The organism is Anaerobacillus arseniciselenatis, from assembly GCF_001865995.1.
Classification (GTDB): Bacteria; Bacillota; Bacilli; order Bacillales; family Anaerobacillaceae; genus Anaerobacillus; species Anaerobacillus arseniciselenatis.
On the sequence record NZ_MLQQ01000018.1, the window covers coordinates 276,719 to 300,575 of the forward strand.

The 23,857-nt window shown below is 37.0% G+C and carries 19 protein-coding genes and 1 pseudogene; 16 read left to right on the plus strand and 4 right to left on the minus strand.

Annotated features, from left to right (window positions below; genetic code table 11):
• Window positions 1–59 precede the first annotated feature (59 nt).
• From BKP35_RS10255 to BKP35_RS10280, 5 genes are all read left to right on the plus strand, one after another.
• Window positions 60–1,184, plus strand: coding sequence for a conserved virulence factor C family protein (locus tag BKP35_RS10255; RefSeq protein ID WP_071313246.1), 1,125 nt, complete (start codon window positions 60–62; stop codon window positions 1,182–1,184).
• Between the two features lie 91 nt (window positions 1,185–1,275).
• Window positions 1,276–1,776 (plus strand): redoxin domain-containing protein, encoded by a 501-nt coding sequence (locus BKP35_RS10265; RefSeq protein WP_281244217.1) that lies wholly within the window; start codon window positions 1,276–1,278, stop codon window positions 1,774–1,776.
• Window positions 1,777–1,799: 23 nt separating this feature from the next.
• Window positions 1,800–2,234, plus strand: coding sequence for a glycine/sarcosine/betaine reductase selenoprotein B family protein (locus BKP35_RS10270; protein WP_071313249.1), 435 nt, complete (start codon window positions 1,800–1,802; stop codon window positions 2,232–2,234).
• Between the two features lie 27 nt (window positions 2,235–2,261).
• Entirely contained in the window at window positions 2,262–2,507 is a 246-nt protein-coding gene (locus tag BKP35_RS10275; RefSeq protein ID WP_071313250.1) for a hypothetical protein, read from the plus strand.
• Between the two features lie 387 nt (window positions 2,508–2,894).
• On the plus strand, window positions 2,895–3,743 hold the full coding sequence (locus BKP35_RS10280; protein WP_071313251.1) for a M55 family metallopeptidase: 849 nt from the start codon (window positions 2,895–2,897) through the stop codon (window positions 3,741–3,743).
• A 169-nt stretch (window positions 3,744–3,912) separates the two neighbouring features.
• Here BKP35_RS10280 and BKP35_RS10285 read toward each other — a convergent pair whose 3' ends face one another.
• Window positions 3,913–4,182, minus strand: coding sequence for a hypothetical protein (locus BKP35_RS10285; protein WP_071313252.1), 270 nt, complete (start codon window positions 4,180–4,182; stop codon window positions 3,913–3,915).
• Between the two features lie 657 nt (window positions 4,183–4,839).
• Between BKP35_RS10285 and BKP35_RS10290 the strand changes: the two genes are divergently transcribed.
• The 3 genes from BKP35_RS10290 to BKP35_RS10300 all read left to right on the plus strand — a co-directional run bounded on the left by BKP35_RS10290 (window position 4,840) and on the right by BKP35_RS10300 (window position 7,969).
• Window positions 4,840–5,367, plus strand: a complete 528-nt coding sequence (locus BKP35_RS10290; protein ID WP_071313253.1) for a DUF420 domain-containing protein — start codon at window positions 4,840–4,842, stop codon at window positions 5,365–5,367.
• Window positions 5,368–5,677: 310 nt separating this feature from the next.
• Window positions 5,678–6,082, plus strand: coding sequence for a cupredoxin domain-containing protein (locus tag BKP35_RS10295; protein WP_071313254.1), 405 nt, complete (start codon window positions 5,678–5,680; stop codon window positions 6,080–6,082).
• Window positions 6,083–6,505: 423 nt separating this feature from the next.
• Window positions 6,506–7,969: a PAS domain-containing sensor histidine kinase gene (locus BKP35_RS10300; protein WP_071313255.1), complete on the plus strand. Its 1,464-nt coding sequence runs from the start codon at window positions 6,506–6,508 to the stop codon at window positions 7,967–7,969.
• Window positions 7,970–8,249: 280 nt separating this feature from the next.
• Here BKP35_RS10300 and BKP35_RS10305 read toward each other — a convergent pair whose 3' ends face one another.
• Window positions 8,250–8,768, minus strand: coding sequence for a hypothetical protein (locus BKP35_RS10305; protein WP_071313256.1), 519 nt, complete (start codon window positions 8,766–8,768; stop codon window positions 8,250–8,252).
• Between the two features lie 290 nt (window positions 8,769–9,058).
• Here BKP35_RS10305 and hutP point away from each other — a divergent pair, with 290 nt between their 5' ends.
• The 7 genes and pseudogenes from hutP (at window position 9,059) to BKP35_RS10340 (ending at window position 19,946) form a co-directional block, all read left to right on the plus strand.
• Window positions 9,059–9,505: a hut operon transcriptional regulator HutP gene (hutP, locus tag BKP35_RS10310; RefSeq protein WP_071313257.1), complete on the plus strand. Its 447-nt coding sequence runs from the start codon at window positions 9,059–9,061 to the stop codon at window positions 9,503–9,505.
• 113 nt (window positions 9,506–9,618) lie between these two features.
• A pseudogene (gene hutH, locus BKP35_RS10315) lies at window positions 9,619–11,126 on the plus strand (histidine ammonia-lyase).
• A gap of 13 nt (window positions 11,127–11,139) precedes the next feature.
• Complete coding sequence (gene hutU / locus BKP35_RS10320) at window positions 11,140–12,807, plus strand: urocanate hydratase (protein WP_071313258.1); 1,668 nt, start codon at window positions 11,140–11,142, stop codon at window positions 12,805–12,807.
• A gap of 15 nt (window positions 12,808–12,822) precedes the next feature.
• Entirely contained in the window at window positions 12,823–14,088 is a 1,266-nt protein-coding gene (gene hutI, locus BKP35_RS10325; protein WP_071313259.1) for an imidazolonepropionase, read from the plus strand.
• Window positions 14,081–15,043, plus strand: a complete 963-nt coding sequence (gene hutG, locus BKP35_RS10330; RefSeq protein WP_071313260.1) for a formimidoylglutamase — start codon at window positions 14,081–14,083, stop codon at window positions 15,041–15,043. The genes hutI and hutG overlap by 8 nt, the downstream gene beginning before the upstream one ends.
• Before the next feature lie 394 nt (window positions 15,044–15,437).
• Window positions 15,438–17,636, plus strand: coding sequence for a PAS domain-containing sensor histidine kinase (locus BKP35_RS10335; protein WP_071313261.1), 2,199 nt, complete (start codon window positions 15,438–15,440; stop codon window positions 17,634–17,636).
• A 321-nt stretch (window positions 17,637–17,957) separates the two neighbouring features.
• Window positions 17,958–19,946: a methyl-accepting chemotaxis protein gene (locus tag BKP35_RS10340; protein WP_071313262.1), complete on the plus strand. Its 1,989-nt coding sequence runs from the start codon at window positions 17,958–17,960 to the stop codon at window positions 19,944–19,946.
• 266 nt (window positions 19,947–20,212) lie between these two features.
• Here the strand turns inward: BKP35_RS10340 and BKP35_RS10345 are convergent, their stop codons facing one another.
• A complete protein-coding gene (locus tag BKP35_RS10345) occupies window positions 20,213–21,595 on the minus strand; it encodes a hypothetical protein (protein WP_139192839.1) in 1,383 nt (460 codons plus the stop codon).
• Between the two features lie 313 nt (window positions 21,596–21,908).
• On the opposite strand from BKP35_RS10345, the gene BKP35_RS18945 reads away from it, so the two are divergent.
• Window positions 21,909–23,225, plus strand: a complete 1,317-nt coding sequence (locus BKP35_RS18945; protein WP_084031579.1) for a L,D-transpeptidase family protein — start codon at window positions 21,909–21,911, stop codon at window positions 23,223–23,225.
• Window positions 23,226–23,362: 137 nt separating this feature from the next.
• Here the strand turns inward: BKP35_RS18945 and BKP35_RS10355 are convergent, their stop codons facing one another.
• Entirely contained in the window at window positions 23,363–23,665 is a 303-nt protein-coding gene (locus BKP35_RS10355) for a hypothetical protein (RefSeq protein WP_071313263.1), read from the minus strand.
• Window positions 23,666–23,857 lie beyond the last annotated feature (192 nt).

Sequence of the window (23,857 nt, forward strand, 5' to 3'; positions counted from 1 at the left end):
GAGCATTGCTTTTGATTATGTTACGATTTAATTAACAACATAAAAGGAGTGTTAATGTTTTGAAATTAGTATCGATTGAACCAACACCGAGTCCTAATTCGATGAAAATAAATGTAGATGAAAGTCTTCCAAATAATGTTTCATACAATTTGAAAAAAGAAGATAAAGACGAGGCACCACTTTACTTAAAAAAAATACTAGAAATTGACGGTGTAAAAGGCGTGTATCAAGTGACTAACTTTATCGCCGTTGAAAGAAATGCAAAATTCGATTGGAAAGTCATTTTGCCACAAGTACGAGAAGTTTTTGGTGAGGAAGCTGAAACTGTTGAGGATGAAAACGCTCCTAATGACAGTTTTGGTGAATTAAAAGTATTTGTTCATATGTTCCGTGGTATTCCGATTCAAATTAAAATTGAAGACGGTGAAGGAGAGCAACGCTTTGGCTTACCGGACCGCTTTAAGGCAGCAATTTTAAGGGCCCAGTCAGCTAGCGATAATCTCGTAAAGGAACGGCAGTGGAAAGATTACGGGATCCGTTATGGTGAGGTTGAAGAAATTGCCGAAGAGGTGATTGAGGAATTATCCGCAGCCTATGATATTGAGCGTTTAGAAAAACTTGTAGAGTCGGCATTTAAAAAAGAAGAAGAGCGTGTTAAAGTTGAAAAAATTACTACTGAAGAGGTAGTAGAAGCGTTTAAGAGTGATGATTGGAAAACGCGTTATGCTGCCCTGGAAAAAATGGATCCAAAAAAAGAAGATATTCCTTTGTTAGCGACTGCTTTGAGGGATGAGAATACGTCGATCCGTCGCCAAGCTGTCGTATTTTTAGGGATGATTGAAGATGATGACGTTTTACCATATTTATATGAGGGACTTAAGGATCGTTCGGTGACAGTAAGAAGAACAGCTGGTGATTGTTTATCAGACATCGGAAGTCCTAAAGCAATACCGGCAATGATCGATGCATTGCAAGATAAAAACAAACTTGTTCGTTGGCGTGCCGCGATGTTTTTATATGAAGTAGGCGACGATTCAGCATTAGAAGCATTAAAGACGGCAGTAGATGATCCTGAATTTGAAGTGAGTTTACAAATTAACATGGCGATTCAGCGCATTGAAAGTGGTGAAGAAGCTGCGGGATCTGTATGGCAGCAAATGACCAATGCAAGGAAGAAGGATTAAAAAATTTCACTCCACGATTATTTATAACGTTTTTGGCGATAATAGTATTGTTAAGCTTCGAGCTAAAAATGTTATTGAAAGGGGAGTTATTATGCCAAAAGGAGCGACAGAAACTAGTACGCTTAAAGTCGGTGATCAAGCACCTGATTTTACAGCGAAAGCTCATGGTGACCGCATGGTTTCGTTAAGTGACTATCGCGGAAAACAAAATGTGTTTTTATGCTTTTACCCTCTAGATTGGACACCTGTCTGAGGTGCGCAAATGCCTTCATACGAGGATGATCTTCCTCGCTTTGAAGAGTTTGATACCCAGGTCTTGGGTATAAGTGTCGATAGTGTTCATAGTCATGATGCATGGGCAAAATCGATTGGTGGATTATCGTATCCACTGTGTGCAGATTTTTATCCACATGGAGAAATTGCTGAAAAATTCGGAGTTCTTCGTACAAATCCTGAGGAGCCAGCATATGGTGCGTCAGAACGGGCTTTATTTATTATCGATAAAGAAGGAATTGTGCAGTGGATTGATGTACACCCGATTGGCGAGCAACCTGATAACGAAGAATTATTCGATGTATTACGTAAGCTATAAAACAAATAGTAGGGGGGCTGTGTATGGAACTTTCTCGTAAAGCAATCCCATATACACCTAATGATAAACCATTACACGAAACAACGATTATGATCGTTTCAACATCTGGTGTTCATCTTACCGACCAAGAGCCTTATAACACTGATCCTTCAGAAGGAGACGCTACGTATCGAGTGATCCCGGGTGATGTCGACCCGAAAGATTTAACGGTCACACATTCAGCACCGAAAGATCATTACAACACTGATTATCCGAAAGAGGATATTAACTGCGTTTTTCCGATTGACCGTTTACGTGAAATGGTCGATGATGGTGATCTCGGTGGTGTCGCTGAAAAGCACATTACAATGATGGGCTACTCGATGAGATTAAACAAGATTAATAAAGAAACGATCCCCGCCCTTGTCAAAGAGGTAGTTCGCTCTAAAGCAGATGCTGTACTTTTAACAGCTGGCTGACCGCTTTGTCATCGCACTGTAGTTACAGTGCAGCGTGGAATTGAAGCACAAGGCATTCCAACAGCATTGATTACTCTTGATGTGGAGCAATCAAGTTTGATGAGACCGCCGCGTGCAATTCACCCAATTGGCTTTAAATTTGGTCATTCTTTAGGTAAACCAAAAGACAAAGCGACACAAATGAAAGTTCTTCAAGTCGCATTAGAAGAATTAACGAAAAGACAAGAGCCAGGGAATATTCATGAGGTTGATTTTCCTAGCTATAAGCAATGATTTAAAGAGGGTGGGACAAACCAAAGTGTCAGACACCGCTAGGCACCAAATATAGACATAGGATAAATCTGTACGTCTATATTTAGTAGGATCCTTGTTGTGTCAGACACTTTTGTCCCACCCTCTTTTGTACTTCCCATGACAGCTTTATCACCACTAAATCCTTCGTCATAAAATTACCAATTTAACCCCGTACAAGACTAAATTACCTAACCAACAAACCAACTTTATAACGTTTTTCTTTTTGTTCAATAAAAGATATATTATAATTAGAGAGTCGAAATATAAAACGCTTTTCAAAAGGTTGTTACTTAATATTGAATTAAAAAGTAACAATATTTATGGAAGCTAAACATTAAACTATACATAGAGAGGGAGACGTTTGAAATGAAAATTTTTATTTCTGCAGATATTGAAGGAGTAACTGGGGTTGCTACTAATCAACAATTAAAAGTAAATAGTGAATATCAACGTTTTCGTAAATTAATGACGCAAGATGTAAATGCTGCTGTAGAAGGCGCGTTTAACGGTGGAGCAACAGAAGTCGTAGTAGCGGATGGACATGGAAATATGTCTAACATTTTTATTGAAGATTTAGATCCAAGAGCTCGCCTTATCCAAGGGAGTAACAGAGTAATGTGTCAGCTGCAAGGTTTGGATGAAAGTTTTGATGCAATTATGTTTGTCGGACATCACGGTCGTGAGAGTGGATCTGAAAAAACATTAATTAGCCATACATTAGCTGGTATTTGCGTAAACGAAATGAAGATCAACGGAAAAATTGTTGGTGAAACAGAAATGAATGCAATGGTTGCCGGTGATTTCAACGTACCAACGATCTTTATTTCTGGCGACGACGCTTACGTAGAAGAAGTAAGGGAAACGTTACCTGAAGTTGAGGCTGCCGTCGTAAAAAAGGGGGTCGACCGTTTTTCGGCCGAGCTTCTTCACCCTAAAGTAGCTCAACAACTTATTCGTGGAAAAGCAGAAGCTGCTGTAAAAAATATTGGTAACGCTTCGTCTTTAAAAATCGCTGGACCGATTACTATTGAAATTGAATTTAAAGGGACAAGCCAAGCATTAATGACAACAACGATCCCATCAGTAACTCAAATTGCTCCAAAAAGAATTACTTTCACTTGCGAAGATATGGTAACTGCTTATAAACATATGTGGGGCTGCGTCATTATTGCGATGACAGCAACAAATGGTGTGTTAGGACACGTAAATGCCTAAAATTTAGTTGACCAAATCAAACTTTCAATACAAACGGACATGTCCGTTTGTAACTAGCCCAATTTAAGAAGGGAATCAAAAACAAAAGTGTCAGCGATCAGAAGGTGTTGAATACAGAGGAAATTAGTCTGTTTAATCGTACCCTTTGGTGAACTGACACTTTTGTGCATTACTGACTTTTTGCAGAAATAGCTTTTACTTTATATTTTATGACACGATATACTTTTTTGGCGATGAGGAGCATATCAAAATTTTCACTGACTGGTGAATACATTTTTTCAAATTCCTGAGCATTTATAGGATACTGTTTACCGTTAGGTTCAGTAACTAAGTAATCTCCAGGATTACCTACAACACTTCCTTCTTCGGAATCGACGGTGATAGACTTTGTAAGTTTTACTGCATCTACCACGATCGGTTTTCTGCGATATCTAGCCATTTCTATTCCCCTCCTTCTTACAAAACTTTCGGTGAAAGTAGTAGCTTAACTTATCACCTGTGTCGCAAGTCGTTAGTGTAAAATATCTGCCTAGGACAGCTTATTCATTTTAAGGGGAAAGAGTGACAACTATTAGCTGGCTTTATACCGGTTATCCCATTTTACTCGCCATTTATTCCTTCTTTCATTTCTGTTCCCTTTATAAAGGTGCTTGTACTTTTTCCAATGTGTTTTCCATTCGTCTCTACGATTTGTTCTCATTTTTCATAACCCCTTTTTGATTGATCTTTACTCTTTAAACAAATTCTGCAAACTGTTTGTCGAACCCTTTGACTTCCTTTGTCTTAATCCGTCTATTTATGCAACACTAAAAAATATTATCGAGTTTAATTATTTGATTTTCAATTTGGATTAAAGTAACCTTTTAACGACTAACTGAATGAATTTCATAATTACGAAAAATGAGCCACATCAGGCAATATATAGTATGAGAATGGTTTTGACGCAACTATATATTGCTCTTAGTGGCGAGACTAATGAATTATGAAATTCATTGAACTACATTTTCAAATAGATTTGATAGCCAATACTATGGTAAATGTTTAAAACTGTACATTAGCAAGATTTTTAAGGAATAGGAATTTAGGAGGAAGACTAATGGAGAGAAAGAAGAGGAATTATACTCCAGCAATTATTATATTAACGATTATTATTAACGGTTTAGTCATCCTTTTGTCAGAAATGCCGAGACTTGATATTGATCCAGGTTTTGATGTCAAAATTTTGCCGCTCATTAATGCGATATTAAATACTTTCACGTTTTTATTTTTAATCGGTGCCACTTTTGCGATTTATAAAAAAAATATAAAGCTTCATACGAGATTTATTTATGCCGCTTTCACAACAACCGCCTTGTTTTTAATCACTTATGTGGCACATCATGCGTTAAGTGAAGCAACGACATTCGGTGGAGAAGGGATAATGAGATTCATTTATTATTTTATTTTGATTACTCATATCGTTTTAGCTGCTGTAATCGTTCCATTAGCATTAGTGACGTTAGCACGGGGATTAAATATGGAAAATGAAAAGCATAAAAAAATTGCTAGATGGACGATGCCGCTCTGGTTATATGTCAGCTTAACGGGAGTACTCGTTTATATTTTTATTTCACCATATTACTAACGGAGAATAATCCTAAGGGGACGAATTATAAATTCATTCTCTTTTTTTGAAGTTATTTAATTGAGTGAATTTCATAATCACCTAAATTGAGCCATATCAAACTATATGTAGTTGCGAACGCATTAACGCAACTACATATAGTTACTTAATGGCGATAATATAAATTATGAAATTCATTGAAATCACCTTAATAACATTAACACTGCCTAAATAGTAAAAGTTCACAATTTAGCCATAATTTTCTGTTTAAATTTGAAATATTTCTTATATAATACTTATTGTAGTTAACTTTTTTAAGGAGGTTTTACATATGAAAAAATTATTATCATTAATGATTGTAGCCGTTGCTGTTGTAGCTTTAACTGCTTGTGGTGGAGATGAAGAGACTAGTGCTCCTGACGCAGAAGAAACAAGTGCTGAAGTTGTCGATGTAAACGTTGAAGCAGGAGATAAAGAATTTACGATTGTTGCCACAAACTTTGATTACGTTTCTGACGAAGAGTTAGTCGTGAAAAAAGGTGATAAAGTGACGCTTCATATTGAGAATGAAGAAGGAGTTCACGGTCTTGATATTCCATCTTTCGGTATTCAAGGTGGCGCTGGTGAAACTGTGGAATTTGAAGCAACTGAAGCTGGAACGCACGAAATTTTATGTTCAATTCCATGTGGAGCAGGACATAATGACATGAAAATTAACCTAGTAGTTGTTGATTAATCATCATAGCCTGAAAACAACGAAAACCATTGTGATCTTCGATATTCGAGACACAATGGTTTTTTTATGAAAGTTGGTTTGTTGGTTAGTGGACAGTTAGTTAGGTAGCGCTCCCGCCTAACTTTTACATATTAGCTGGTGGCTGCAGGCATGCCACCATGAAGGTTTTGTATAATCAGAAATTATAAGTGAGCCCATTTTAATATAAGAAAATATAATTTTTTTGAAGTTGGAAAGATGTCTAGCTCCTGCGCTTTTCTTTTTTGTTATTAAGCAAACGCTAGATATATAACGCTTTTCGTTTCCCTTACCAAATTTTTCTTCATTTAACCTAAAACACTATAGACATAGTGGTAAACATGATGCATAATATAAGACGAACATATTCACAATATAGACATATTTAGAAAGTGGGGACATTACATGACTAACAACTCACTTAATTCGTTTATCACTGATATTAAATTAGCGCTTGATGCAACATCAATCATTGCAGTGACCGATAATACAGGGAAAATTATTTACGTAAATGAGAAGTTTTGTGCGATTTCAAAATATAAAGCCGACGAGTTATTAGGAAAAGATCATCGAATTCTTAACTCCGGGTACCATGCAAAAGAATTTTTTGCAAATTTATATAAAACGATTAGTTCTGGACAAGTATGGACAGGCGAAATTAGAAATAAAGCAAAGGACGGAACTTTTTACTGGGTTCATACACAAATAGTCCCTTTTTTAAATAAACACGGGAAGCCTTATCAATATGTGACCATCCGCAATGACATCACAGACCGAAAAATGACCGAAGAAAATTTAAGACAAACGTTGGAACAGCTTGCTGAAACTAACAAAGAATTGGCTGACATCAAATATGCCCTCGATTCATCGAGCATTTTAGCAATGACGAATGAAAAAGGCATTATAACGTATGTGAATGACACGTTTTGTGAGATCTCAAAATATAGTAGAGAAGAATTAATCGGTGAAGATCACGGTAAGTTAAATTCTAATTATCATCCGAGGGAATTCTTTAAAAATATGTGGAGTACGATTGGTAGAGGGGAAATTTGGAAAGGTGAAGTGAAAAATATTGCAAAAGACGGTAAAGAATATTGGGTCGATACAACGATCGTTCCTTTCTTAAATGAAAAAGGGAAGCCGTATCAATATGTGGCGATCCGTAACGACATTACCGACCGTAAAAAGGTTGAGGAAATGGTGTTACGTTCAGAAAAACTTTCGTTAATCGGTGAACTCGCTGCTGGGGTCGCCCATGAAATTCGCAACCCGTTAACATCGCTTAAAGGATATACAGAATTTTTACAAGATGATACTGAAGAAGAAGAGAAAAAGCAATATTTCGATATATTATTAGAAGAAATTGAGCGAATTAACTTTATCGTTGAAGAATTTATGTTGCTCGCGAAACCGAAAGTATTACAGTTTTCCAATAAAAATATACTTTCGATTATTAATCAAACGATTACGTTTTTACAGACAGAAGCCAAGTATAAAAAAGTGACAATTATCAGCGACTTTAAATTAGAAGAGGCGATCGTCAAATGTGACGAAAACCAGTTAAAACAAGTATTTTTAAACATGATCAAAAATGGGATTGAGGCAATGCCAGACGGAGGGAAACTTCACATTAAAGTTCGCACCGTAGACCAGTTCGTTGAAGTTGAGTTTAAAGATGAAGGTATTGGCATTCCAAAAGAAAAGTTAAAAATGCTAGGTGAACCTTTTTATTCAACGAAAGAAAAGGGCAACGGTCTAGGGTTAATGGTTAGTTATAAAATCATTCATGACCATAAAGGTGAAGTGACGGTTGATAGCGCGGAAGGTAAAGGGACTACCTTTAAGATTTCATTACCTGTTGTGGGATAACGGGGTTTGCTTTAGTCCGGTGCGGGTAGGGGACATGAGATCCTTTATTTTAAAAATTTTGGGTGGATTTTAATAGCTAGCGGACATACGTTCCTCTATTTGCAATAAAATGCTTGATTTTTACACCAAATCAAAGAAATAACGGAACGTATGTCCGTTTCGGTTGAGGTGAATGCGCAAGAGGTGCTTAATGCACCTCTTTTTAGTTTGAAAACAAAATTGGTTCATGTTCGCATTCAATCTGTTATAAGAAAATAGGAAAGTTTATATTTAATCAACCTTAAAACGTATCGATGGCTTCTTCTAAAAACTGTTCTCCACCACCCGCTGTGAGCGCAATCCAAATGACTCGATCTTCCACAAAATAATAGTAATTATCCATATTCATCCCAAATACATATTGAATCTTTTCACCATTTACATCAACTTCCGTATGGTTGGAGTACATTTGACTTCCACCCATAATATCATTCATTTCATGAAAAAGGCGTTCCGCATCTTCTTGAACAGTTGATTTTGAAATCCAAATAATCGCCATTTCATTATCCGTTTCGTAATGGAGAATATAACCTGCGTCGATATCAATCGACTGACCATGAAGATGATTAATTTGAGCTAATGCTTCTTCTCCAGTAATCTTTTCTGTTAATTGAAATCCAGCTATATTTTCTTTAATTATGTAACCGCCACTTTCAATCAAATCATCGTTGGTACTACTTGCTGGAGATAAAGCTAGGCCAACGATTAATATTCCAACTAATACTACGATAACCGCAACTACTTGAATATTTTTACTCATCGAAACTCCCCCTATAACATAGTAATAATACAATCATATATGAGTTTTTTGAAAAATCCGTGGAGAGAATTTGAGAATTGTTTGAAATTTTACTTTGCCCAAATAATATTTTCTTGTGAAATGAAGTAACAAATATATTGACATTTCCAAATAAAGCGCTTACAGTTAAATTATACTTTCATAAAGTTTTGAATTTTTAGGTAGCGTGTCCAGTTGTAAGGTGTAAGCCTATATACTTGGCGAAAATAAGTTATTTAGTTATTAGACAATAGAATGAAAGAGTTGTGGTTATGGCAGCATTTAGAGTAGACAATCGGATTGGAAGAACAGCGATTCTTCTCGTTTTAAACGGTGAAGAATGTATTAGTAAAGAGCAGCTTCGTCAGTTAAAGTGGAAAAGTTGCACTGGTAAAGTAGGCTCTATGGAATCGCAAAAGGTCGTTGCAGCAATTGAGACCGCTGCTAAGAAAAACGGCATTATCCAGCCGGGTGTGTATCGAGAAACTCATGCACTTTATCACGCGATCATTGATGCGGTTAGTGGTGTAACGCGAGGTCAAGTACAAATTGGCTCCGTGCTTAGAACGGTAGGGTTAAGTTTTTCTATCATTAGAGGAAACCCATATGAAAGTGAGCAAGAAGGCGATTGGATTGCCGTCTGCCTTTACGGGACGATTGGTGCTCCTGTGAAAGGGTTAGAGCATGAGACGATCGGTTTAGGAATCAATCATATATAATGCCCATAGTTATTTAGTTGATTTAGGGGGCTATATCAGAGAAATCTTAGGATTTCTTGGTATAGTCCCCTTTTATTTTTCGATCTTTATCTTAGTAAAGGGGTGACGTAGTTATGGTGACGTTAACGGGAAATACATTATCTTTTTCAGAAATAAAAAGAGTCCTTTATTTAAATGAAAAAGTAAAGGCTTCAGACCAAAGTATAGAAAAAGTGAAAGAAAGCCGTAAAAGAGTCGAAAAAATTGTAGAAAATGAGTTGTTTACGGGATTACGACTGGTTTCGGTAAATTTAGTGATGTTTTTATCGATAAAGACGACGTCTCTGAACTTCAGCTTAATTTAATTTACTCCCATGCTTGTGGGGTTGGGGAGCCATTTCCGGAGATCGTCTCAAGAGCAATGGTTTTGCTTCGCTCCAATGCTTTATTAAAGGGCTTTTCAGGTGTTAGACCAGTGGTTATTGAACGTTTATTACAATTAGTAAATTGTAAGATTCACCCGTACATTCCGCAACAAGGCTCACTCGGTGCTAGTGGAGATTTAGCTCCTTTATCCCATTTAGCGCTCGTTTTAATCGGTGAGGGTGACGTTTTTTATAACGGTGAAAAAACTTCAGCGATTAAGGCATTAACAAAAGAAGGGATTTTTCCAATTACACTGACTGCTAAAGAAGGGTTAGCACTTATTAATGGCACTCAAGCAATGACTGCGATGGGCGTCGTTAATTACTTAGAAGCAGAAAAGCTCGCCTACCAATCTGAAATGGTAGCAGCAATGACAATCGAAGGATTACGTGGAATCATTGATGCTTTTGATGAGCGAGTTCATACCGCTCGTGGCTATCAAGAACAAATCGATGTCGCTGAGAGAATCAGAGATTATTTAGCAGGTAGTCAATTAACAACAACACAAGGAGAAATCCGCGTTCAAGATGCTTATTCACTGCGGTGTATTCCACAAGTACACGGTGCTACTTGGCAAACGTTAAATTACGTCAAAGAAAAATTAGAAATTGAAATGAATGCTGCAACAGATAACCCGTTAATTTTTGAAGGTGGCAAAGTAATTTCGGGAGGTAACTTCCACGGGCAGCCAATTGCACTAGCAATGGACTTTTTAGCGATTGCGATCGCCGAACTTGCGAATATTTCTGAACGGCGCATTGAACGACTAGTAAATCCGCAATTAAATGATTTACCTCCGTTTTTAAGTCCACGACCTGGCCTTGAGTCGGGAGCGATGATTATGCAATACGTAGCAGCGTCGCTCGTTTCTGAAAATAAAACGTTAGCGCATCCGGCAAGTGTTGATTCAATTCCATCATCTGCGAACCAAGAAGACCACGTAAGTATGGGAACGATCGGTTCACGTCACGCTTATCAAGTCATTACGAATACGCTTAGAGTGCTGGCGATTGAGGCGATTTGTAGTATGCAAGCTGCTGAAATAAGAGGAAAACAAAAAATGGCAGCTGCGACGCGTTCATTTTTAGAAGCAGGTAGAAAGGTTGTTCCTTTTATCGATCGTGACCGAATTTTTTCAAAAGATATTGACGCAGTAAATGATTGGCTTAAACATTCAGTTTTTCACATAAAAAATAATAAGAAGATTGCAAATTAAGGAGAGAAGTAAAATGACAAATATTCAAAAACGTGAAATAAAAGCGAAGAAAGGTCTTGAACTTGATTGTAAAGGGTGGGAGCAAGAGGCGGTTCTGCGAATGCTTTGTAATAACCTTGACCCGGAAGTCGCTGAAAAGCCAGAAGACTTAATTGTGTATGGAGGAATCGGTAAGGCCGCTCGTAATTGGCCTTCATTTGAAGCAATTGTTCATAGTTTAAAAGATTTAGAGAACGACGAAACATTGCTGATTCAATCAGGAAAACCTGTTGGTCGTTTTAAAACTCACCAACACGCTCCAAGGGTGCTTTTATCGAATTCCGTTTTAGTGCCGAAATGGGCCAATTGGGAACATTTTAATGAGCTTGAGAAACAAGGATTAATGATGTATGGACAAATGACGGCTGGAAGTTGGATTTATATCGGTACCCAAGGAATTTTACAAGGGACGTATGAGACTTTTGCCGAACTTGCGAAACAGCATTTTAACAATAGTTTACAAGGGACAATCACGTTAACCGCAGGACTAGGTGGCATGGGTGGCGCTCAACCGTTAGCGGTTACGATGAATGGTGGTGTTGTCATAGCCGTTGATGTCGATGAAACGAGAATTCAAAAACGTATCGAAACGAAATATTGCGACAAAATGACGAGATCATTAGATGAGGCGCTTGCTTGGGCAGAAATCGCGAAAACGAACGGTAAAGCTCTTTCGATTGGTTTAGTCGGAAACGCAGCAGAAATTCATCATGAAATCGTCAAGGGAGGTTTTAAAGTTGATATTGTCACCGACCAGACATCTGCGCATGATCCGTTAAACGGCTACGTGCCTGTCGGTTACAGCGTACAAGAAGCTGAAAAACTAAGGAAGGAAAATCCTGACCTGTATGTAACTTTATCAAAACAAAGCATGAAAAAGCATGTCGAAGCGATGCTCATTTTACAACAACAGGGGTCGATCGTTTTTGACTATGGTAACAATATTCGCCAAGTTGCTCACGATGAAGGCTTAGAGAATGCCTTTAACTTTCCAGGATTCGTACCTGCTTACATTCGACCACTATTTTGTGAAGGAAAAGGACCATTTCGTTGGGTTGCGTTATCAGGAGATCCTGAAGATATTTACCGAACCGACGCACTCATTAAAGAACTGTTCCCTGAAAATGAAGCACTTTGTCGTTGGATTGATATGGCTCAAGAAAAAGTCGCTTTCCAAGGCTTACCTTCAAGAATTTGTTGGTTAGGTTATGGGGAAAGAAAAAAGATGGGACTTGCGATTAACGAGTTAGTTCGCATAGGAGAAATTAAAGCACCGGTCGTCATCGGTCGTGACCATTTAGATTGTGGTTCTGTAGCTTCTCCAAATAGGGAAACAGAAGCAATGAAAGACGGAAGTGACGCAGTGGGAGATTGGGCCATTTTAAATGCGTTAATTAATACAGCCGCTGGTGGCAGTTGGATATCCGTTCATCACGGTGGTGGTGTCGGTATCGGCTATTCCCTTCATGCCGGTATGGTTGTTGTTGCTGACGGAAGTGAGCTTGCACATGAGAGATTAGAGCGTGTTTTAACGACTGATCCGGGAATGGGGATCATTCGCCATGCTGATGCTGGTTACGAACTCGCTGAAAAAGTAGCTACTGAAAAAAATGTACACATCCCGATGAAAGAAATCGAATAGGAGGCTTATATCAATATGACGACTCAACACGTAGACGTACTACTTAAAAATATCGCTCAATTATTACCAATGCAATCAGATGGACCGCGTGCCGGAAAAGAGATGATGCAGCTTGACGTTATTGAAGATGGGGCGATCGCGATCAACGAAGGGAAAATAGTTTTTATTGGCAAAACCGAAGAGGCGGCTCGTTTTAAAGCGGAGCAAGTAATTGACTGTCACGGGAAATTAGTAACGCCTGGGTTAGTTGATCCCCATACTCACATCGTTTTTGGGGGATCAAGAGAACATGAACTCGCCTTAAAGCAACAAGGGCTTCCTTATTTAGAGATTTTAAAACGTGGTGGCGGAATTTTATCGACGGTTGAGGCGACTCGTCAAGCATCTGAAGAAGAGCTTTTTGCGAAAGGGTCATTTTATTTAGATCGGATGCTTTCCTATGGGACGACGACCGTTGAAGCAAAAAGTGGGTACGGGCTTGATCGTGAAACGGAATTAAAACAGCTGCGTGTTGCAAAACAACTTAACGAAAACCATCCGATCGATCTTGTTTCTACATTTTTAGGAGCTCATGCAATCCCGAAATCACATAAAGACGATCCAGACTTATTTTTAGAAGAAATGAGTGCGATGTTAGATGAAGTAAAAGAAGAAAATTTGGCGGAGTTTGTGGATATTTTTACTGAAACCGGTGTTTTTACGGTAGAGCAATCTAGAGATTATTTAGCAAAAGCAAAAGAGAAGGGCTTCGGCTTAAAAATTCACGCTGATGAAATTGATCCGCTCGGAGGAACCGAACTAGCGTGTGAACTTGTAGCAGTATCTGCTGATCATTTAGTTGGCACTTCTAACAAAGGTATCGAAATGCTTGCTGACAAAAGGACGGTAGCAATTTTACTTCCGGGCACGACCTTTTATTTAGGGAAAGATACGTATGCAAGAGCTAGAGAAATGATCGAAGCGGGCGCCATCGTTTCATTAGCGACGGATTTCAACCCAGGAAGTTCACCGACCGAAAACTTGCAACTGATTATGTCCATTGCTGCATTAAGACTAAAAATGTCTCCAGAAGAAATTTGGAATGCAGTGACTATTAATGCTGCACACTCAATTGGTCGCGGTGAGAGCGCAGGTCAACTTGTCGTCGGTCGTAGTGCAGATGTCGTCATTTGGGACGCGCCAAATTATTTATACATTCCTTATCATTATGGCGTCAATCATGTAAATACGGTGATAAAGGCTGGGAAAATCGTTTCGAAAAGGAGGGAGGTCATTGAGTAACTACAAATACTTACAGCCGGCAAACACTCCTTTTAATGATCGATTTACAACTAAAGCGGCTGATATTATCGAAACTTGGGACGGAATCGAAACGTTAAAAGGAGTCGGCTTACTCGGGGCACCATTATCAAAACCATCGATTAGTCATTCAGGTGCTGTTTTTGCACCGGGAACGATCAGAAAAGCGCTACAAGTTTTTTCGACGTATTCGATTGAAGCAGACATTGACTTAGCTGATTGGAATTTTTATGACCTTGGCGATGTAAAGATGCACGTAACGAATATTACAGAGTCACAAACTCGAATTTACAAAACGTTTTCTCGCATTTTTTCTGAAGAGCCTAATTTTCTTCCGATTGTCCTAGGAGGAGATAATTCTATCACGTTTCCGAGTATTCAAGCATTTGCAAAAGCAAAAGGAAAAGTTGGCGTGATTCAATTTGATGCGCATCACGACGTGCGTAATTTAGAAGATGGCGGCCCAACCAACGGGACTCCTTTTCGTAGTTTACTAGAAACGAAATCGATCGAAGGAAAGCATTTAGTCCAAGTTGGCATTCGCGATTTTTCTAATAGTAAAATATATAGAGAGTATTGTGAAGAACATGGAGTTTCAATTTATACGATGAAAGATGTTCGGCAACGCGCCCTTTTAGAGATTATGGAGGAATCCATCGATCTAATGAAAAATGAGGTCGATGCGATCTACGTTTCTTTAGATATGGATGTCATTGACCAATCACAAGCACCTGGATGCCCAGCGATCGGCCCTGGGGGAATGGACACATCGTCACTTTTTGAAGCAATTGCATTTTTAGGTGAACAGTCACTCGTTAAAGGTTTAGAAATTGTCGAAATTGATCCGACCGTCGATTTCCGTGATATGACAAGTCGGGTTGCCGCCCACGTCATTTTGAACTTTTTAAAAGGGAAGCAAAAAGGTAGTATAAGATAGTTTAATGAATTTCATAATGCAATATTTTCACCATTAAGTATCTATATGTAGTTGCGTCAATCGGCTCGCAATTACATATAGTCTGATATGGCTCAATTAAGACAATTATGAAATTCACTCTGTTGATAAATTTCTAATAATGAAATTCGCTAACTTTCAAACAATTAATCTATTATCTTCATGCATTCGGGACTAAACCACAGAATAATGGTAAAGTTCTATTTTTTTGTATGAAGAAAGGCGGATATGTGAAACGAGTGTAAATATATGACGAATTTGTGAAGAAAATACACAAAACATATTTTAACATTATTCTACATTTGTCGTATGGTAGAATGTGTCATATACATAAATCAACGTTTTTAAACAATTCATGTAAAGAAGGTAGTTAAAAATGTTTAAGACACTCCGAGCAAAACTATTATTTTTCGTATTATTTACCACCTTTTTATCACTTTTTGTTGTCGGGTATGTTTCATATGAATCTAAAAAAACGGCGATAACCGAACAGATCGAGCAATCTTTTTTTATGTATACGGATATCTTAGCCTTAAATGTAGAGGAACTTATTTTAGAAACGATTAAAGATGTTAACTACTTAGCAGAAAATACGATTTTGAAAGATCCTAATTCTTCGAGAGAAGAAATACGAAACGAGATTGAAAAATTTATCGAATACCACTCTATTTACAATGACGCTATTTACGTCGATCAATCAGGAATCGTCAAAGTGGACATCTTAGATGGTGTCGTAGAAGGAAATGATTTTAATAATCGCCAATGGTTTCAGCAAACAATGAATGGTGAAACGTATTTTTCAGATGTTTATCTCTCTCCTGTTTTAAATTTGCCGATTTTAGTTACCGGAGCGCCTGTAAAAGATGAAGATAGTAATATTATTGGAGCTGTTAGTCCTTCTATACATTTCGATAGATTTTGGTCTCGTTTATACGAGTTTACTGATTTTCAAAGTCAAATGAGTGCAAACGGTATTGCTTTTCTTTTTAATGAAAAAGGAGATATCATCGTTCATCCAGATTCTAGTAAAATATTATCAGCAAACTACTTTGACGAACAGAATATCGATATAGAACATTTAATCGAAAAAAAGGAAGAAAAGTCACTTTGTTTTAATGAAATAACCAATGAAGTGAGTGCGTACTCCCATATCGGTCAAATTCCGGGGTTTAATAATTACTGGTACGTTGGCATTTCAGTTCCGCAAGATGAACTTTTCGCACCCCTAAATAAATTATTGTTAAATTACATTATTATTTTTGGTCTCGTGTTCATTGTTACACTTTTAGCAATTATTAAGTTTTCGAAGTATTTAGTACGTCCAATTGAAAAATTAGTTTCTGCTACTACTGATTTAACGAATGGGAAGCAATTTACACCGATTGAAGTCCAATCTTATTCTGAAATCAATTTGTTAAGCAATCAATTCAATGATATGGTCGAAAAATTACAAGACCGAGAAAGAATACATAAAAAATCAACTTTAATTTTAGAGACGACCGAGAATGGTGTTTTTGCTATCGATAAAAGCACAATGCGGATTACAACATTTAATAAAACGTGTGAAAAATTATTTGAGATTAGCAAACGCGATGTCATATTTAAGCATGTGAATGAAGTATGTCAATATAGCGAGAAATTTAATGCTTTCGTTATTGACTCAAATTTAATCGAAAAAATAGAGGAAGTACCGAATTCAATAGAACTAGAATGTCAGTGTCCGGAGAGTGAACAAGCGATAAGCTTTTTATTGAATATGACAGCACTTCCTAAAAAGGCCCAGCAAAATGAAGCTGAAATATTAGTAGTATTTAGTGATTTAACTGAAAAAAAATTAATGGAAAAAGAAATGATTCGTACTGAAAAATTGAGGGTAATCGGCGAACTGTCAGCAAGTTTCGCTCACGAAATTCGCAATCCGCTAACGACGATTCGTGGTTTTATTCAGCTAATGGATGTTAAAGAAAATGCCACTGATTTTGAAAAAAGATATTATTCAGTCATCCTTCAAGAAATAGATCGGATCAATGGGATTGTCGGGGACTTGATGGATATTGCTAAACCAAACGGCGACAACCAATATGTACTATCAAACTTAAACAATCTTATTAGCGACATTACTTTACTTTATGATGGTCAAGAATCAATGAATAATATTAAAATCATTAAAAAATTAGATACACAAATACCGTCATTTTTTACTTACACAAGTAAATTGAAACAAGTGTTTATTAATATGATAAAAAATGCTTTTGAAGCGATGCCAGATGGTGGCAGTATTACAATTGCAACGAAATTTGTAGAACAAGACAATGCGGTAGAAATAGCATTTACTGATACAGGCATTGGTATGGATGAAGAAACATTGGCAACGATTAACAAGCCATTTTTTACAACGAAAGAAACTGGTACAGGTTTAGGTTTACCGATGTGTTACATGATCATTGAAGATTTAGGAGGATCGATTAACGTAAGTAGCAAGGTAGGGGAAGGAACGACATTTGTAGTAAAATTAATGATTGCCGAAGATAGTAATACATCACAAAATGGGAATATTAAAACAGTTGGATTATAGTTCCTTTACTGTTAATTTTTACGAGACGGGCAGAAAAATGTCCGTCTTTTTATTTATTTGAGTGAATTGTATAATTTATAATTACCAAAAATGAGACACATTACGCAACTATATATTGGCGAGAATAATGAATTATGAAATTCATTGATTTAAAAAAATTATAATATTTCATAAAAATCAGTTTAATATATAGTAATTTTATCCTACTATGTTACTATAGAAAGGTATTGTTGAAAAATGTTGGCTAATGACTTTTTTTCAAAAATAGTACAAACGTGATAGTAAATAAATAACAGAACAATATTTAAAAGGAGACGAGATATGAGAAGTATCAAAACAAAATTAATAACGTATTTTTCAGTTTTAATTGTCCTAATATCTATCATTTTAGGTTCTATTTCCTATTACCTATCTAGTCAAGCTATCCAAGATGAAGCTGAACAAGCATTGGAAGCGATTGCTTATGAAGGGTCTAGGCTAACAGAAAGTAGAATTGAAACCCAATTGCTAACATTAGAAATGATTGCAAATAGATCAGATATTGAAAGAATGAATGCCGCAGAACAAGCGTTGACTTTAAGGCGACAAATTGGGAATACGAGCTTCCTCGCACTTGCAGTTGTTCACCCAAATGGGACTGCTTATTATGAAGATGGTACCACCGCAGAACTAGGTGATAGAGACTATGTACAAAGAGCATTTGATGGAGAAAGTAATGTGTCAAATTTGATTATTAGTCGTGTGACAAACGACCCGGTACTTATGTATGCAGTTCCCATTGAAAATAATGGCCGAGTTATAGGGGTCTTAATAGGAAGACGCGACGGAAATGCCTTAAGTCAAATTACTGACGAAATTCATTATGGAGAGCATGGTTATGCATATATGATTAACGGTGCTGGGACTGTTATCGCCCACCATGATAGAGAAATGGTTTTAAATGAATTCAATCCGATTGAAGAAGCAAAGAATGACGATTCTCAAAAATCAGTGGCAAGCTTGTTCACAACGATGCTTGAAGAAGATAACGGTGTAAATTCATATTCGTATGATGGAAACAACCTTTATGCTGGGTTTGCACAAATACCAGGTACAGATTGGAAAATTGTCATAACCGCAGTTGAAGATGAAGTATTAGGGGCACTTCCGGGATTACAAAGGGCATTATTCATCATAACGTTGATTGTTTTAGCAATAAGTATCATCGTTAGTTTTATTATCGGAAACTCTATAACAAAACCAATTATCCTTACGATCAATCATTCTGAGAAAATTGCAAACTTAGATCTTAGTGAGGATGTAAATGAAAGCTTCCTTGAAAGAAAAGATGAAATTGGCCAATTATCAAAAGCGATGCAAACAATCGTGACAAGCCTTAGAAATATTATTCATGACGTCGCTCACTCCTCTGACCAAGTAGCAGCCTCATCTGAAGAATTATCAGCTACTTCACAACAATCAGCAGCATCGGCGACAGAAGTAGCCAAGACTGTTGAAGAGATCGCTAATGGGGCATCTGAACAAGCAAGAAGTACTGAGGAAGGTTCACAAAAGGCTTATTTATTAGGAGAAACTGTCGAAAATAATCAAGAGTATTTACAAAGTTTAAATAGTGCTTCTGAAAAAGTAGGAATCGTTGCAAAAGAAGGCTTAACTGAGATTGAAACGTTAACGAGCATTATAGCTGAAAGTAGTGAAGCTGCTAGACATGTTTATGAAGGAATTTTAAAAACAAATCAAAGTTCGCAATCTATTGGAGAAGCTAGTAGTGTAATAGCGAATATTGCTGATCAAACCAACTTATTAGCATTAAATGCTGCGATTGAAGCTGCGAGAGCAGGAGAAGCTGGAAAAGGATTTGCAGTTGTCGCTGATGAAATTAGAAAACTAGCTGAACAATCGACAATGTCCACAAAAACGATTGATGAAGTTGTTCAACAATTACAAACAAATTCAAAACAAGCAGTGGAAACGATGGAAAGTGTTGGAGCTATTATTGAACAACAGAATCAAAGCGTTCAGCTAAATAGAGAGAAATATTTACAAATCACTGATGCCATAAAAGTTTCTGAAGAAGCTGTTGAGAAGTTAAATACATCAGGGGATGAAATGAATAAAATGAAAGAAGAGATCATTAATGCCCTTCAAGGTCTTTCTGCCATTGCTGAAGAAAATTCAGCTTCTACAGAAGAAGTTTCCGCGTCTATTGAAGAGCAAACGGCATCAATGGAAGAAATCTCAAAAAATAGTGAAGGTCTTGCTGAACTATCACAAAATCTTCAATCTACGATATCAAAATTTAAAGTTTAATAGCAGAAAACCACCTTAAGGTTTAAGATCCTTAATGGTGGTTTTCTTTAATGAAGGCTCTTTTCGTAAAGATTGTTGCTTTTACTATAAATTAGGTTAATCAATGACTTGTTTTTATGGGATTATTGTTGTTACAGAAAACGAAAAGATGCCAACCCTTGAAATTACAAGGGATATCAGTTAATTTGAAAAGCAACAATTAAAACGAAAACAGCGTTAATGAAAGAGAGACTTCATTTTATTATAGAGAAGATTATGCTCCTTTTTTAAATCCACCCAACCAAAAGAAAACCATAAATGACAGTCGTTAAAACGACCGCTAATATTAACGCAAATTGATAGTTTTGTTTCACAAGCTCTGTTGGCGATTGTTTAATTAAATTCGAAGCTAACAATACTTGACCTGAAAATGGTGACATTTGTGTTGAACTCGCCCAGGCGATCAGTAACACTAACGCCATATATACTGGACTAACATCAAAATTTTCAGGGGAAAGCGAGCTGCCAATGCCAATCACGATAATGATCGGGTGAATACCAATTTGTGCCAGCACGATCGCTAAAAAGACGATGAGAAAACTTAATAAATAAATAGAGCCGAACGAAACGTCAAATAACACCGCTGAAATGGTTGCACCAAACTCTGTTTGCGCTAAAGCTACCCCAAAATATCCCGCAGAAATAAAGATGGCTAGTTCGTTTTTTAATCGAAGGAAAGAGTTTTCTACTAAAGTAACAACGTCATGAATATACGATTTCACTATTTTCGTGAGTATTCCCCAAACGAACGGAAAAATTAACGCTAGTAGCGAAACAACAGTAAGCATATTTACGTCTAGTAAATAATCGAGAATAAAAGATAAAGAGATTAAAACGACACAAAATACAATAAAAGGTACGAGTGATTGGCGAGATTGCTGACTAGTCGCACTATCTGTCTTTTCAACAGTCGTGTCATCTGCAAATGATATTTTTCGAAACATTAACCAAGAGATTATTACGGAAATAACCGCTAAAATAAAGCCGTAAAATCCAATATCAAACCACGATAAATCAAATAAAACTAAAATAAGACCGACATTGACAAAGTACGGCGACCAAAGCATACAAAAGCCAAAAGCTCGCATAATATTTAACGTCAACTTCTTGTCTTTAAAACTCGAAAAACTCTCCTCAGCGATTTGTTTTACAATCGCAATTGAACCGTAGTTTAATATAATCCCAATCGTCGCTGTTAAAAAATAAGAGAGACGATATGGGTGTTGTCTGCCTTTTCGTTCTTTTTCTTGCACTTTTTCTTTCAGCACTAACAAATAACCCGCCGTTGACATAAAAGTTCCAATGAGCGGGATTAGTAAAAATAACGAAAGAATATTCGTATTGGCCCCAAAGCCAGTGATTGCCGTCGTTACCGCCGCTCCCTCAATATAAAAACAAACACTCCCGATAAGAAGAAGCGTCACTACGATCACCCGATTAACATTTGAAATAAATAAAAGGGCACTCACTAGCAAAATCGCTCCGAAAACACTATATGTAAACTGTAAAGTTTCGTTATGAAAAAAGTTTTCTATTAAAAATAAAATCGTCATTAAGTAACTAATAGCACCTAATAACACAATCCATCGATGTGACTTTTCGCTTAGCATTGTTGGCGGCCTCTTTCTAAATAAATTCTGATACTCCCATACCTGAAGGAGATGGGCTTTCACGTTCGGAAATTTCTGTAAAAATTACGTTCAGACACTTTCTACTATACTATCACAGTTTTTTAGTTTAGAGACATATCCTCATTTACATCTAGTTCTTTTTGTCCAAACTAGGAAACTTTTTATAAATATTAAATAGAGATTAAGATGTATTTTTTTCATATAGAGTCCTGTTTTGTCAAAATGGGAAGAATTTTCCCGAGCAATTTGCTATTGTAAAATTGCTATAAACGAAGAAGAGAAGGGTGAGAACGTGTCAAATCAATCTAATGAACATCATGATTTAAAGCCTCGCTCCAAACGCCATAAAACTACGAATAAAGTAGTAGTAGTAGGTATCATTATTTTTTCAATGGCGATTGTATTTAGCTTAGGTTTAGTTTCGGCAATGGTAATGCCAACGTCTAGTTCAGAATTGAAAGAGCAAATACCGATGAAAACTGAAACGAAAGGGGTTACAGTACAAGAACTGTCAATACAGGATGAGCAACAAATAGATGTGACCAAAGTTTCGAGTGGTACAAACGAAGCTCATGATGAAGAAACATACGATGAAGTCAAGGATGCGGAGCGAGAATTTTCTGAAGAAAGCGAAGAGGATATTGGAGAAGAACGCAAAGAACGTGATAAAAATACGAAGCAGGCTGAGAGAGAAAAAGAAGTGCAAGGTAACGCTCCAACAACAGAGCGTGAGGGAAAACAAGAACAACCGAGAGAAAAAAATTCTGTCGTCAATAATTCAACTGAAGATCCTCCAACTTCTAACGTACCGCTAGAAGAAGAGAAATTGATTTCAGAAAAAAATCAAGCAAATAGCAACGACAACACTAAGGTCGTCATTGTCCATGAAGTTCAACCGCAAGAAACATTGTATAGCATTACGATGAAATATTACATAAATAGTGATTATCAAAAAAAATTAGCTGAATATAACAACATAAAAGATCCGTCAACAGATATCAAAGCGGGAATGAAGCTTAAAATTCCGGACCCCCTCATGCGTTACCATGAAATTAAAAGAGGGGAGACGTTGTTTAGAATTACAAATACCTACTACCCTTCAGCTAACTATCAGGAATTACTTGCCCTATATAACGGAATTAAAGACCCTTCTACAGATATGAAAGCCGGGATGGTATTAAAAATTCCTGAACTATCTATCTTAGAGGCTCAATCTAGTAAAGGTTACGAAGTAAAAGTTGATAAAAGTAAAAATATCCTAACCGTTTATTATAATAGTAAAGTTGTGAGGAAATTTTCAGTAGGCACAGGGAAAGATCAGTCATTAACACCAGAAGGAAGTTTCAAAATCGTTAATAAAGTAGAAAAGCCTTGGTATAATCCTGAAAACATTCGTGGCGGCGCCCCTGAAAACCCATTAGGAAGCCATTGGCTCGGATTAAACGTTCCTGGTACAAACGGATTTATTTACGGCATTCATGGGACAAATAACCCTTCATCGATTGGCAATTATGTTAGTCTGGGCTGTATTCGCATGCATAACGCTGATGTTAAATGGCTTTATGATACGTTACCTTTACAAACTCCGGTTCATATATTTAGTAGTTGAATAAACTTCATAGTCAACTAAATTGAGCCCTATCAATCTAAATGTAATTTCGAGCGCCTTAAAGGGAACGACCAAAGCTGGGTCGTTCCCTTTTGTTAATGAATACAGTTGTAAGCGGCGAACACTACTAATATTTATTACTCTTCCATCATATCTTCAAGAAATGTTGGGTCATCTAACAAAGATCCCATTAGCGCGTTACACCCTTGCATACAATAGTTCCAGGCAAACGTACCTGGAATAAACCCGGCTGCCAAACATTGTTGATGGCAATGGCGCGACTTGTCATTGACAGTATGAAATTTCGGTAACTCCACCTTATATGGATCAAATTTTTTGTAGTGTGGAAATGTATAATAATCTGTTAAGCGCCTGTCATTTTCAACAGGATAGCCAAAATAATGATAGTAATGGTTCCAATTGTACGGATAATAAAACATCTTAGTCTCCTAATTTTTAAAATTATAATCTCCTAAGTTAGCGCTATGCAATAGGGCGTGAACAACATACTAAGCTCGATATTAGCTTATGTCTTTTAGGCCTTACTGTTGTGCCTAATTTCGTGGGACGAACATACGTTAACAAACCACCGAAAAATTTAGAAAAAGATTGCACCAGCAGCATATAATCAC